Here is a 13,289-nt window from a genome sequence, read left to right on the forward strand (position 1 = left end):
AAATTATACAGTTATAATATTTTATAAATTTTATAATACATACTATAATAGAATTACTGTAATTCTTAAATATTCAGTTTCACTAAACAACTCCCCTTGCTACTTTCATGATTATTTTATGGCGGGGGCTTATTATATGTATAAACAATCTGAGTCATTCAAGAATGATGAATTTGAATATTGCAGTGAAAAGCGTTATTTAGGAGGTGTTACTATGACGCATATACTGGTGATTGAAGACAACCCAGATATACAAGAGCTAATTCGTGAATTTCTAATGGCCCAAAACTTTACCGTTGATGTCGTTGGCGCTGGAACAGAAGGTATACTTCTTTTCCAAAAAAATTCATACGATCTTGTCCTCCTTGATGTGATGTTACCAGATATAGATGGCTATAGTATTTGTAAAATTATGCGAGGACAATCTGATGTACCAATCATTATGTTAACAGGCTTACATAATGAAGAAAGTGAAATTAAAGGATTTGAATTAGGTATTGATGACTATATTACGAAACCGTTCCATTACACCGTATTTATTAAACGTGTAGAAGCTGTATTAAGAAGAGCAGCAACGAAGGAAGCAGAAACTGCAACTATACTACAATTCCATGAATTGATGTTAAATTCTACAGCATATGCCGCTTATGTTCATGGTAATCAAATTGAATTGACAACAAAAGAATTTGAAATTATTTATACTTTACTGCAAAATCGGGGAAAAGTATTATCAAGAAGTGATTTGTTGAATAAGGTATGGGGCTATGAACATTATGGTGATGTAAGAGTTATAGATACACATATTAAGAACTTACGAAAAAAATTAGGAATTCCTTATATTAAAACGGTGAAAGGCATTGGCTACAAAATCGAATCGTAGCACAGACAACATCACCAAAAATATTTTCATCAAAACCTTATTATTTTGTATTCTTTTATCGCTTTGTCTTTATCAAATTATTTACTTCCTAGCTTCAAACCATGATAAAGAACGTTTTGCAAAAGAAAATGGAGCGCAATCTACAGAACAAGCGGATTCAAATAAACAAAACGACCAAAGTAAAACGAATCAAAATAAAGCTGTATCACAGGGAGGCATTTCTAATTTCCAATCTTCGGTTATAGATTATAAATCACTCTCTACAGCTATCAATCACCTTTTGCAGCCTAGCCAAACTGCAAAAGCAAAAGAACATACTCAAAATATTTCGGGGAAAAATAGCGCTTCTGCTCCACTTACAGAAACGGAAAAGCAAGTCGCTACTAATGATGCCTTACATAAACAAAATGCAGCAAGTAAAACAAATGATGCACAAGATAATCCAAAATTAACAGATGCACTGCAGCAATTAGCTCCACATATTGGCGCGACAATGCTTGCATTATCTCTGCTCGGCTCTTTAATCTATGCAAAACTAATTGCCAAACCTTTCCAATATATGAGTGATGCTTTAAAAGATATTATGAATCTTGATTTCTCAGATAAAAAGCTACTTAACAAAAATACAGATCAAACAGATTTTAATTTACAAGTAGCTGCTTCACAGGTCCCAAGTATAGTGAAGAATTTACATGCGAGCAATCAAGATTTAAGAAATGAACTCAAAAAGGAACAACAATTAGAACAATCTCGTAAAGAATTTATGTCTATGGTTTCCCATGAATTAAAAACACCAATCGCAGCCGTTATGGGGCAACTAGATGGCATGATTCACGGAATTGGAGCTTATAAAGATAGAGATAAATATTTAAAACGTTCCTATGAAATGATGCAAGACATTAACATATTAACGGAAAAAATGTCGGAATTATCCAAAATACAAAACCCTCAATTTAAACCTGATTTAAAAGTTATCTCATTAACTAGTATCATTGAGGATGTTATGAAGAAAGTAGATTATTTCGTATCTGTAAAGCAATTAAATGTTCAATCTAACATTAAACAAGATGTACAGATTTTAGCTGATCCTAAATTTATTCAAACTGCTATTTTTAACATTATTTCAAATGCAATTCATTACACAATTGACCATCAGCACGTCTATATAAAACTTTATGAAAAGCCAAACGGTTACGCATTAGAAGTATTAAATACAGGTTCACAAATCGATGAGGATAAACTTGCCCATTTATTTGAGCCATTCTATCGCGCAAACCCTGACAAACACGGATTAGTACAAGGTAGTGGCCTTGGGCTATATATTGTAAAACAAATATTAGATAAACATCAGTTTCCTTACGGTATACAAAACACACCTCAAGGTGTAAAATGTTCTATTGTATTCCCAAAAGCGATGTAACAACCTACTACAATTTCATACCCCAAATTCATACTTCGTATGAATGGCGGAATTTTGTAGAGTATATGACTCTGTTTCGTTCGCCCGTTATCCTTATTTGGATAGCGGGCGTTTTTTATTATGTAAAAGGAGGATTTTCATGGAGAAATTTAAGTATTCATTACTCGTTTTATTCGGAGCTTGTAGCTACGGCGTACTCTCAACTATTTTCAAACTCGGATTCATTGATGGATTTTCAGCACATCAACTATTAGGGGGACAATATGTCTTCGGATGGATCGGGCTTCTTCTGCTCGTTCTTTTCACTTCAAGCCATAAAATAACAAAAAAGCAATTATTTTCCTTACTAACAGTCGGCACAACAATGAGTATGACTGGTATCTTCTACGCTATCTCTGTAGAAGAACTACCAGCATCTATTGCTGTCGTCCTACTTTTCCAGTTCACATGGATTGGTGTAGTCATTGAAGCAATTGCAAACCGTACATTTCCAAGCCGTGAGAAAATTATATCTATCATTATTTTATTTACTGGTACATTGTTTGCAGGCGGTGTCTTTGAAGGTCTCGGACAAAACTTTTCCACGAAAGGTATTATCTTTGGTTTATTAGCCGCTGTCTCTTTTTCATTCTATGTGTTTGCAAGTGGGCGCGTTGCTACAGAAGTTCCGCCTTATACGAAAAGCTTCCTTATGACAACAAGCGCTACTCTAATCGTATGCCTATTCTTCCCACCAACCTTTTTAACGGACGGTGCCTTACAAGCCGGTCTTTGGAAATATGCTTTCTTCCTCGGATTGTTTGGCGTTGTCGTGCCTGTCATTTGTTTTTCGATTGGCGTACCGAAAGTTGGAACAGGACTTAGTACAATACTAGGAGCAGCTGAATTACCTACGGCCATTATCGCTTCTATTACACTTGTACATGAAGTCGTAACCTTCATGCAGTGGATTGGGATCATCTTTATACTACTTGGAATTTTTACTCCTCAGCTGCTTACCGTTAGGAGAGCAAAGAAACGTAGTAGCGTGCATAGTGCGTAACAAAAGACCTTTCATTTATTTGAAAGGTCTTTTTCTCTATCTCACTTTACCGCTCCATATAGCTTTTCTATCTCACACTCAATTTGTTTCACATCAATTCGTTCAAATAGCGGCTGCACACTATCGATTCTATTCGGCAACGTGTTTTGAGGTTCCCAATTTCGATTCACAATCGATAATGTATTTCTAACTCTTTCACTTGAAAATGGTAAAAACGGTTCAAGGAGATTTGCAAAATTAGCGATAAGATACACACAGTTGTAAATCGTTTCTTCGCATGAAACTGGATCATCTTCTCGTTGTTTCCAAGGCTGCCTCTCATCAAAGTATTTATTTGCAAAACGCACTGCCTCAAATATTGTTTCTAGTGCCACCTTAAATGTAGTTTGCTCAATCGCCTCTCCTACACTTTTATATAATCCTTCCACTTTATCTTTCAGCTCTACACTAATACTTCCTTTCGGCATAATACCACCATAATATTTTTCAACAAACTTTAATGTCCGGTTCACAAAATTTCCGTATGCACCTAACAATTCACTATTATGACTGTAAATGAATTCACGCCATGAAAAATCAGTATCACGATTTTCTGGTGCGTTAACTGTTAAAAAGTAACGAATAGAATCTGGATTGTAGCGTTCTAATATATCAGGCACCCATACTGCCCAGTTTTTACTTGTAGATAACTTTCTTTTTTCAACTGTTAAATATTCATTCGAAACGATGTGACGTGGGATTGCACCTTCTCCTATTCCAAGCAATACCGCTAGCCAAATGATGGAATGAAACGGAATATTATCCTTTCCGTGTACATAATATGTTTTCGCTTCTTTATCCCAAAACTCTTGATCATCTTTCCCTGTTTCTTCAGCCCAATGTTTACTCGCTGAATAATATCCTGTCACTGCTTCAATCCATACGTAAATTTTCTTATCTTCATACCCTTCTACTGGAATTGGTACCCCGATTGGTAAATCACGTGATACGGCCCTATCTAGTAATCCTTCCTTTACATATCTCTCTGTTAGTTGAATCGCATTGTCGCGCCATGATTCTTTTTGTTTTGCGATTTCTACCGCCTCTTTAATTTGCTCCTGAAATGTATGCAATGCGAAATAAAAATGCTCTGTTTCTTGCACGGATGGTGTGCTACCACATAACTTACATTTCTTTTCTAACAAATCGAGTGGATCTAAAATAGCTGAACACGCATCGCATTGATCTCCTCTTGCTGCTTCATGGCAATGTGGACAAAGGCCTTCTACATAACGATCAGGTAAAAACTGCGTACACGTTTCACAATACGCTTGTTCCACTGTTTTTTTATAAATATAGCCTTCTTCTAATAAACGTAAAAAAACTTTTTGAACAGTTTTATGATGGTGCTCACTATCTGTACGTGTATAGCAATCATAAGTAAAACCAAGGCTACGAAAACATCGCTCAAATTCTTCATGATACTTATCAGCAATTACCTTCGCCGTCACACCTTCTTGTTTTGCCCTAATTGCAATTGGTGTTCCATTACAATCACTTCCCGAAACATACAACACATTCTCCCCTTTTGCCCGGTAATAACGTGCTAAAATATCTCCAGGTAATAAACTCGCAATATGTCCAAGATGTAACGAACCATTTGCATACGGCCATGCTCCTCCAATAAAAATACTCATCTTACATTCCTCCTTTTAAATATAAAAAAGCCCCGCCCTTATCTTAAAAAAGATAAGGGCGGGGCTGTATAAACAGTCGCGGTACCACCTTATTTCGCCAATTACTCACATAATTAGCCTTAACAAGTACGGAGCTATATGCTCTTATACTGTGGTTTTGATAACGAGTACCAACTCTCGTCGCCGCCTACTATTATCATTTGATAAGTTCAGGACGAAGCTCAAAGGCCATTGTTCAAATGAATATTCTTGCTTCTTCTCAGCTACCGAAGCTCTCTGGACAGAATGATTTCATCCTACTTTCCCTTTTCAACGCTTTTATATAACATGTATTTTACGACTTAATAACAGAAAAATCAAACTTTTTTTCAGGAAGAAAAGGAAATCCCATCCCACTGCCGAATAACTATACGTTCACAAAAGGAGTGATTCGATTGAATCAAAAACAACTAAGCGCACGTAATGAAAAAAGCTGGAATGCATCTGCTTATGAAGCTTGGACGAATCGCCACGGAGCTCCAGCCGATTATGCGAAAAAGCTCGTAGAAGATCCCGTGCGCGAGGTAGATCACTATTTACCTTACATACAATCTCCAAAAGGAAAACGTATTATTAATTTACTCGGGTCAAAAGGGAATAAAGCCGTTGCTCTCGCTCTTTTAGGAGCTGATGTAACAGTTGTTGATATTTCAGCAAGTAATGCAAAATATGCAAATGAACTTGCTGAAGCAGCAGGTGTCTCTATCCAGTATGTTATTTCTGATGTATTAGATGTAAAGCTCTCCAAATCATTTGATATCGTACTGCTGGAACTTGGTGTACTCCATTACTTTTTAGATTTAAAACCACTCTTTCAAAAAATTGCTACCTTACTTAAGCAAGATGGAACGCTTATCCTTCGTGACTATCATCCTGTTTATACGAAATTATTAGGAGTAGACCACCCATCATTTCGGGCTAATGGAAATTATTTCGATGAAGAATTAATTGAAGATGATGTTGCTTATAGCATCCTTCTTACAGAAGCGCAAAAAGAATCGTTACCTAAAACAACCATCCGTCGCTGGACACTAGGAGAAATTATTACAACACTTGCGGAAGAACATTTTAAAATTGAAAAACTAGTTGAAGAACACGGGTCTCATCAAAGTTGGGTCTTCCCTCCTACTGCACCAGAAGGAATGGAAGAACGTGTGCCTGGTTTATATACATTAATTGCGACAGCATGCAAAAAAGGATCCCTTCACGGATAGGATCCTTTTTGCATGCTCACGCATATAAGTTGAGGTTGGAGATTACCATAATTCTGTAGAATAGGACACAAGATATTTCAACATTTCGTCTCTGACTTACGTCGTCAAAAAGGGGTATGACCAACATAACGAAGAGTAATGTTTGTAGTTGATACTGATAATCGTTATCAACTAATTAGAAGTATACATGATGTTATTTCAAATTACAATAGCATTTCTCATTTTTATTTATGAATTTTTTGATATACAAATGTATACATTTTAAGAACATTTACTCATACTGATTTGCCCACTTCCATTATCTGCTATAATTTTCATTGGACAGATTAATAACTTCATAATAATGTTTTTATTAATTCTATTTTAATATCATTAAATCATAATAAACAGTTTTAAAAAGGTAGGGATGACGATGAAATATGTTAGCATTCGAAAAAAACTACTCTTCACACTCTTAAGCATTTGTTCCTTATTTAGCATTGCTCTTCTTGTTATTCTTTCATTCGCCATGAATCAGGCAAATGAAGTCGAAACCTTAAAAAATGATGTATCAAAAAGAGCAACAATTTTAAAAGAACGTGGTGATTGGTTCCAAGCACAAGTTGCTGGTTTACAAGAATACTTACTATCACATGATCAAAAAGGATTGGATAAATTCAACCGAGAAGGAAAAAAACTAGCTGATACTAGAGAAAAAGTAACAAATGATAACAAACTCCCAGAAGGAATGAAAGAAGCAATTTTAATGGGGGCAAAGTGGCGAAGCGTCATAGATAATGAAGTCCTCCCTCTCGCCCGCGAAGGAAAATGGGACGAGGCATCCAAAATCGCTTTAGCTCAAACTGATTATGTAAACGACCTTTTAAGTCGCTTTACTAAATATGCAAATGAAGAAAATGATAAACGTGACGCATTAATTGCTGACGTAGAGTCTTCTTCATCTCTTATTCAATATATTATTTTCTTCTCACTCATTACATGCACATTAACGTCTATTTTATTAGCATGGTGGTTCTCTGGTAAACTCGTTAAACCGATACGACAAATTGATGAGAAATTAAAAGAATTAGCTTCTCAAGATGGTGATTTAACTGCTAGATTGCACGTAACGAGTAAAGATGAAATCGGTGATATCGCCAATTCCTTTAATCAAATGCTCGCTAACTTGCAACGTATTATAAAACAAGTACAACAAACATCAACAAGTGTAAAAGAAGTGTCTGAAAATGTGTTTATCGAAACAACTGCTTCTATGGAAAACACAGCAAAAACCGAGGAAACTATGAATGCTCTTGAGCATAATATTCGTTCACAAGTTTCCAGCATAGAAGAAAGTTCAACTGCTATGGATGATATGGCAACGAGTGTTCAGCGTATTGCAGAATCCGCCTCTTCTGTTGCTATCCTTGCTGTAACAACTTCAGAAAAAGCAGATAGTGGGAATAAAGTCATTGAGAAATCTATTACACAAATGCATACCATTAACGAAGCTGTTAATGCTACATCACAAGTAGTAGAGCGACTCATTACACATACGAATCATATTGATACTGCACTTCAATCTATTTCTAATATCGCGGAACAAACGAATTTACTCGCTTTAAATGCTTCAATTGAAGCAGCACGTGCTGGCGAACATGGAAAAGGATTCGCCGTTGTTGCCGATGAAGTACGAAAACTTGCTGAACAATCTCAGTTAGCAGCAACTGATATTAACCATTTACTTCATCAAATTCAAGCAGATACAAAAATAGCGTCTGAAATGATGGAGCAAGGTCAATCAGAAGCTTCTGAAGGAATCTCAGTCATTCGTACCGCTGGATCTTCATTCTCAGAAATTGTTAACTACATTAACAAAGTCTCTACACAAATACAAGAAATGTCTGCAACTGCTGAAGAAATGGCCGCAAGTTCTGAAGAAATGAATGCAGCTTTAAATAATATCGCTTCTATTTCAAATGAAGTTGCCGCCGAAACATCACAAACAGCAACTTCAACTGGTAACCAAGTAAACAAAATGAGTGTCGTTGCAAAAAAAGCGTCTGAAATGAAAACGACCGTACAAGAACTTGAAGTTCTCGTTTCTCATTTTAAAACAAACATTTAAAGCCAAACTTTCATTTATACTTCCATGAGCTCCAAATTGTAAAAAAAGAGAGATTTACCAACTCTCTTTTTTACCTTAAAATATCTCTTTCTATCTCTCATTCCGTCTGCTATAATTCCTAAAGGAAAGAAGAAAGCTTTATTCCAGACGGAGTAAAGCTTTCTTTCAATTTTTTACATTAATTAATTCTAATACTATGATTTCACAAAGGAGGCTTTTTATCATATGAATTTTATTAGCATTCGAAAAAAACTAATGTTCATGATGGGAACGATTTGCGCTTTATTTGGCATCGCCTTAGCTCTTATTTTATTTTTTGCTATTGACCAATCTCGTCAAGCTGAAGCATTACAAAAAGAAATTTCTCCTCTAGCAACACAATTAAAAGAGCGTGGGGACGCTTATCAAGTACAGCTCTCTGCTTTAAGAGGTTATTTATTACAACGTGATCAAGTTGAATTAGATAAATTTAATGAGATAAGTAAACTTCTTGAGGATAAGAAAGATCTACTTCTTTCAAATCCTAACCTTTCTCAATCTGTGAAAAACACAATGGAATCAGGAGCGGCTTGGAGAAAATTTATTGAAGAAAAAGTTTTCCCCCTTGCAAAAGAACAAAAGTGGGAAGAGGCTTTACAAGTAGCTTATGCAGAAAATGGTACTGTTTATAAAGTAATTGGTGACTTCACGAATTATAGTAATGAACAAGCTAAGTTACGTGATCAATCTATCGCAAAAATTGATCAATCTTCACTACAAATTGAATATGTTGTCTTCTTATCACTTGTTATTTGTATTATTGTAGCTATCACTCTTGCATGGTGGTTCTCTGGTAAACTTGTAAAACCAATTCAACAAATTGATAGTAAACTAAAAGAATTATCATCTCAAGAAGGTGACTTAACGGCCCGCCTACAAGTAAATAGTAATGATGAAATTGGTACGATCGCAACATCATTTAATAAAATGTTAGAAAACCTACAACATATCATCAATCGTGTTCAAAAAACATCTGTGGAAGTACAAAACGCTTCTGAAAATATGCTAGAAAAAACGAATATATCACGTGAGGCGACAATAAAAGTTCAAAGCACAATGTCTAGCTTAAATGCAAGTATTCAATCGCAATCTGCTAGCATGGAAGAAAGCTCAACTGCAATGGACGATATGACAGTAAGTGTTCAGCGCATTGCTGAATCTGCTTCATCTGTAACTGAACTTGCTGTAGCTACATCTGAACAAGCTAACGATGGAAGTACTGTTATTCAAAAATCTGTTTCACAAATGACAACGATACATGACGCGGTAAATGCTACGTCAGAAGTGGTCGAACGTCTAATCACTCACACGAAATATATTGATACAGCTGTACAATCTATTTCTAATATCGCAGAACAAACAAACTTACTTGCTTTAAACGCCTCTATCGAAGCAGCTCGTGCTGGCGAACAAGGAAAAGGTTTCGCTGTCGTAGCTGACGAAGTTCGAAAACTTGCTGAACAATCTAAAACAGCGGCAACAGATATTAACCAGCTACTACATCAAATTCAACAAGACACTGAAACTGCGAGCTCTATGATGTCACAAGGTCGTTCGGAAGCATCTGAAGGCATTCATGTTATTCGTGAAGCTGGTAATTCTTTCACAACAATTGTAGAACAAGTAAATAAAGTATCTACTCAAATGCAAGACATATCAGCAACTGCTGAAGAAATGGCTGCAAGTGCTGAAGAAATGAACGCTTCACTGAATAACATCGCTTCTATTTCGACTGAAGTGTCTAGTGAAACAGCGGCAACAGCACAATCTGCTGAAAAAAAAGTCATTACGATGAATGAAATGACACAAACTGCTAAACAAATGAAACAAACTGTTGAAGAATTAGATCAACTCGTATCTCATTTTAAAACTGAATAAACATTCCAAAAATATTCCTCTTCCAAGAGGGATATTTTTTTGAGCTCATTTCCTGCACTTTATACATATATCCGTTATAATGAGAATCGATATCATTAATATGTAGGGGGTGCTACACATGTCACAACAAGCATTTGAAGAAAAGTTATATGCAAACTTAGAAGCTGTTATTGACCCTGAACTCGGTGTTGATATTATCAATCTTGGATTAGTTTATGACGTTACGGCAGATGAAAATAATAATGCTGTCATTACGATGACGATGACTTCGATCGGTTGCCCAATGGCTGGGCAAATTGTATCAGACGTTAAAAAAGTATTATCTACGAACGTACCTGAAGTCAATGAAATAGAAGTAAATGTCGTTTGGAATCCGCCCTGGTCTAAAGAACGTATGTCACGTATGGCGAAAATCGCATTAGGTATTCGCGACTAAATAAAGAAAGACCTGACATCCTAGTCAGGTCTTTTTCTCTTATTATTTTACGCCTACTGCATCATAAGCTTTCGTTACAGCTTGTACAGCTTTAGAGTTTTTACCATATAAATCTTCAGCTGACTGAAGTGCCGCTTGACGCATCATCTTAAAATCAGAGTTTGCAGTTAAATATTTCGTAAGAGCACGGTAATAAATTTTTTCTGTAGCTTCACGGCCTACTCCAGTTACTTTCACGCCGTAGTGCTCTCCGCCATCAGATACTAAATATGCAGCTTTATTGTTAATACTACTATTAATATGAACGCCACCATTATCCGCTGTTCCAGTATAGCGTTTATTATAATGATCTGGGTAACCTTCACCTGGTTTTAATGGATTTGGAATAGATGCTGGATCTTTCAGAGAACGAAGTGCATCACCAGGTTTTCCAGGTGTATAAATGTCAGCACCTAAATCCCAGCTCTTCTTCTCAACCATGACACCCATAATATCTGATAATGATTCATTTAACGCACCTGACTCATTTTTATAAACAAGATTTGCTGTATGTTCAGTTACAGCATGCGTTAATTCGTGACCGATAACATCAAGTCCCGCAGATAACGGCACAAATGTTGTACCATCACCATCACCATACATCATCTGAATACCGTTCCAAGCTGCGTTATTCCAGCTTTCACCTACGTGAACAGAGGAAATAAGCTTCGCACCTTTATCATCGAAAGAGTTACGATTAAAGGTCTTTTTGTAGTAATCATATACTTTTCCTGCATTTACATGCGCATCAACCGCTGCTTTATCATCAAAGAATTTATTTTTACTTTCTACTTCAATACCTGTATGTCCGAACCATTGTGAGAATATATTAAACAAGTTTTCATCCATATTCTCTGCATCAAATGTATGAACACCTTGTCCACGTTTACCATCAAATAAATGGAATGCTCCTGTTTTCTCATCTTGTGCAATTTCAAATGATTGTTTAGCGCCTAATACTCCGTAACCAAATCCTGTAATGTGATCTACAGCATTATATTTCTCAATGACATTTCCATTCGTTGCATCAACAAAATAATGCCAATAGCCTGGAGCTGGCTTTGAAATCGATGCCTTAACTAAATAGGCAAGATAGTAGTTTCCATCTTTTTCATACACATATAAATCTTTTTTCACACCGTCATAATTTTTTACTGCACCAATTTCTTTCTCAATATCTGCCTTTGCAATCGTTTCTGCTTGTTCTGCACTAATCTTTGCAAACGCAGGAATATTTTTATCTTCTAAATTCGGAATAACTTGCCCGAAGAATGCTTTTACATTATTCTCTTTATCTAGTGTAACAGTTTGATCTGAACCGTACACAGGAATGTTATTATGCTTCTCAACTAGCTTCACATGTGTTGTGCCAGATTCAGCATCTTTTTCTTCTCCAACGACATTGAAGTGTTTATCAATATTTCCTGCTAATTTGAACATATCTTTCTTACTCTCTAAATATTGAAAGACCGTTTCTTTTTTATCTAGTCCTTCTGGTGCTTTCCATTCTTCACCTATGTATGCAGGTGTTTTAAACTCTTGATGATATTGAATTTTTTGTTCTTCTGCTTTCGTTGTCGTTGCTCCAAATGTTCCAAATCCCCCGGCGATAACAGTTAAGGCTAATGCTGATGAAATGACTTGCTTTTTCACTATAACATTCCCCATTCCCATAAAGATTTTTGACACTTTTATACAATTCTTGTTTTTCAAGTCGATACCTTTACCGAAAATTTGAGAAAGTTTTTTCTGACAATTACACTCAAAAAAAGAGGACATCTATCGGATGTCCTCTTTTTCTTTTAATCTTTTATTGTCTTTTTAATTCAATTGCTAAATAATGAGATTGCTCTTTCGCTTCAATATGAATATCTTCTTCCACCGCTTCTGCTGCATCACGCATAACAAGATTTTCACCATTGATTACACTACTTCCTTCAATTTGTACAAGGTACAATTGACGGCCTTCTTTCACAGGAAACTGAATTTCTTTTCCTGCATCTAACGATAAAGAATATAAATTCGCATCTTGGTGAATTTGAATTGGTGCCCCGCCTTCTAATGGAGATACCATATGAAACCATTCGTTTTCACGTTTGCTCCAATCAAATTTAAACTCACCATAGTTTGGCTTATGGTCCGCACGGTCTGGTAAAATCCAAATTTGTAGTAAACGTAGTGTTTCATTTCCTAAATTATGCTCACTATGAAATACACCTGTGCCAGCACTCATATATTGAACATGTCCTCGCTCAATTGTTCCCTGGTTTCCCATGCTATCCTCATGTGTTAAAGCACCATCTACAACGTACGAAATGATTTCCATATCGCGGTGCGGATGCATATCAAAACCAGTTTGCGCCGCTACTAGGTCATCGTTAATTACACGTAATGCACCGAAGTTCATGTTATTAGGATTATAATAATTCGCAAATGAAAAATGAAAATGTGTATTTAGCCAACCGTGATTTGCTCTTCCCATATTTTTATGATCAACTTTTCTAAACATACCCTTCACC

General features: G+C 36.0%; 10 protein-coding genes and 1 other annotated feature. Of the genes, 7 read left to right on the forward strand and 3 right to left on the reverse strand.

The annotated features are described in order from the left end of the window. The first annotated feature begins 214 nt into the window (after window positions 1-214). The 3 genes from ACUXEY_RS07900 (at window position 215) to ACUXEY_RS07910 (ending at window position 3,342) form a co-directional block, all read left to right on the forward strand. Complete coding sequence (locus ACUXEY_RS07900; RefSeq protein ID WP_002145008.1) at window positions 215-880, forward strand: response regulator transcription factor; 666 nt, start codon at window positions 215-217, stop codon at window positions 878-880. Continuing rightward, entirely contained in the window at window positions 858-2,300 is a 1,443-nt protein-coding gene (locus ACUXEY_RS07905; RefSeq protein ID WP_461300427.1) for a sensor histidine kinase, read from the forward strand. The genes ACUXEY_RS07900 and ACUXEY_RS07905 overlap by 23 nt, the downstream gene beginning before the upstream one ends. A gap of 139 nt (window positions 2,301-2,439) precedes the next feature. Next, entirely contained in the window at window positions 2,440-3,342 is a 903-nt protein-coding gene (locus tag ACUXEY_RS07910) for an EamA family transporter (protein ID WP_461300428.1), read from the forward strand. Window positions 3,343-3,383: 41 nt separating this feature from the next. Here ACUXEY_RS07910 and metG read toward each other — a convergent pair whose 3' ends face one another. Further along, on the reverse strand, window positions 3,384-5,018 hold the full coding sequence (gene metG / locus ACUXEY_RS07915) for a methionine--tRNA ligase (RefSeq protein ID WP_461300429.1): 1,635 nt from the start codon (window positions 5,016-5,018) through the stop codon (window positions 3,384-3,386). A 51-nt stretch (window positions 5,019-5,069) separates the two neighbouring features. Continuing rightward, window positions 5,070-5,340, reverse strand: a binding site (T-box leader). Window positions 5,341-5,452: 112 nt separating this feature from the next. Here metG and ACUXEY_RS07920 point away from each other — a divergent pair. From ACUXEY_RS07920 to ACUXEY_RS07935, 4 genes are all read left to right on the forward strand, one after another. After that, window positions 5,453-6,271 carry a class I SAM-dependent methyltransferase gene (locus ACUXEY_RS07920; protein ID WP_461300430.1) on the forward strand — a complete coding sequence of 273 codons (819 nt, stop codon included), beginning with the start codon at window positions 5,453-5,455 and terminating at the stop codon, window positions 6,269-6,271. 412 nt (window positions 6,272-6,683) lie between these two features. Next, the gene (locus tag ACUXEY_RS07925) at window positions 6,684-8,378 is read left to right on the forward strand and encodes a methyl-accepting chemotaxis protein (RefSeq protein ID WP_461300431.1); all 1,695 of its coding nucleotides are present in this window, start codon (window positions 6,684-6,686) and stop codon (window positions 8,376-8,378) included. Window positions 8,379-8,603: 225 nt separating this feature from the next. Beyond that, a complete protein-coding gene (locus tag ACUXEY_RS07930) occupies window positions 8,604-10,295 on the forward strand; it encodes a methyl-accepting chemotaxis protein (protein ID WP_461300432.1) in 1,692 nt (563 codons plus the stop codon). 118 nt (window positions 10,296-10,413) lie between these two features. Then, a complete protein-coding gene (locus ACUXEY_RS07935; protein WP_000082521.1) occupies window positions 10,414-10,731 on the forward strand; it encodes a metal-sulfur cluster assembly factor in 318 nt (105 codons plus the stop codon). Between the two features lie 42 nt (window positions 10,732-10,773). On the opposite strand, the gene nprB is transcribed toward ACUXEY_RS07935, so the two are convergent. Further along, a complete protein-coding gene (nprB, locus tag ACUXEY_RS07940; RefSeq protein ID WP_166702660.1) occupies window positions 10,774-12,423 on the reverse strand; it encodes a neutral protease NprB in 1,650 nt (549 codons plus the stop codon). A 157-nt stretch (window positions 12,424-12,580) separates the two neighbouring features. After that, entirely contained in the window at window positions 12,581-13,279 is a 699-nt protein-coding gene (locus tag ACUXEY_RS07945) for a pirin family protein (RefSeq protein WP_166702661.1), read from the reverse strand. Window positions 13,280-13,289 lie beyond the last annotated feature (10 nt).

The organism is Bacillus sp. F9_6S_D1_P_5, assembly GCF_054823925.1.

Coding starts and splice junctions, on each gene's coding strand:
- ACUXEY_RS07900 (WP_002145008.1), top strand. CDS start 215: ATGACGCATATACTGGTGATTGAAGACAACCCAGATATACAAGAGCTA.
- ACUXEY_RS07910 (WP_461300428.1), top strand. CDS start 2,440: ATGGAGAAATTTAAGTATTCATTACTCGTTTTATTCGGAGCTTGTAGC.
- metG (WP_461300429.1), bottom strand. CDS start 5,018: ATGAGTATTTTTATTGGAGGAGCATGGCCGTATGCAAATGGTTCGTTA.
- ACUXEY_RS07930 (WP_461300432.1), top strand. CDS start 8,604: ATGAATTTTATTAGCATTCGAAAAAAACTAATGTTCATGATGGGAACG.
- ACUXEY_RS07935 (WP_000082521.1), top strand. CDS start 10,414: ATGTCACAACAAGCATTTGAAGAAAAGTTATATGCAAACTTAGAAGCT.
- ACUXEY_RS07945 (WP_166702661.1), bottom strand. CDS start 13,279: ATGTTTAGAAAAGTTGATCATAAAAATATGGGAAGAGCAAATCACGGT.
- ACUXEY_RS07925 (WP_461300431.1), top strand. CDS start 6,684: ATGAAATATGTTAGCATTCGAAAAAAACTACTCTTCACACTCTTAAGC.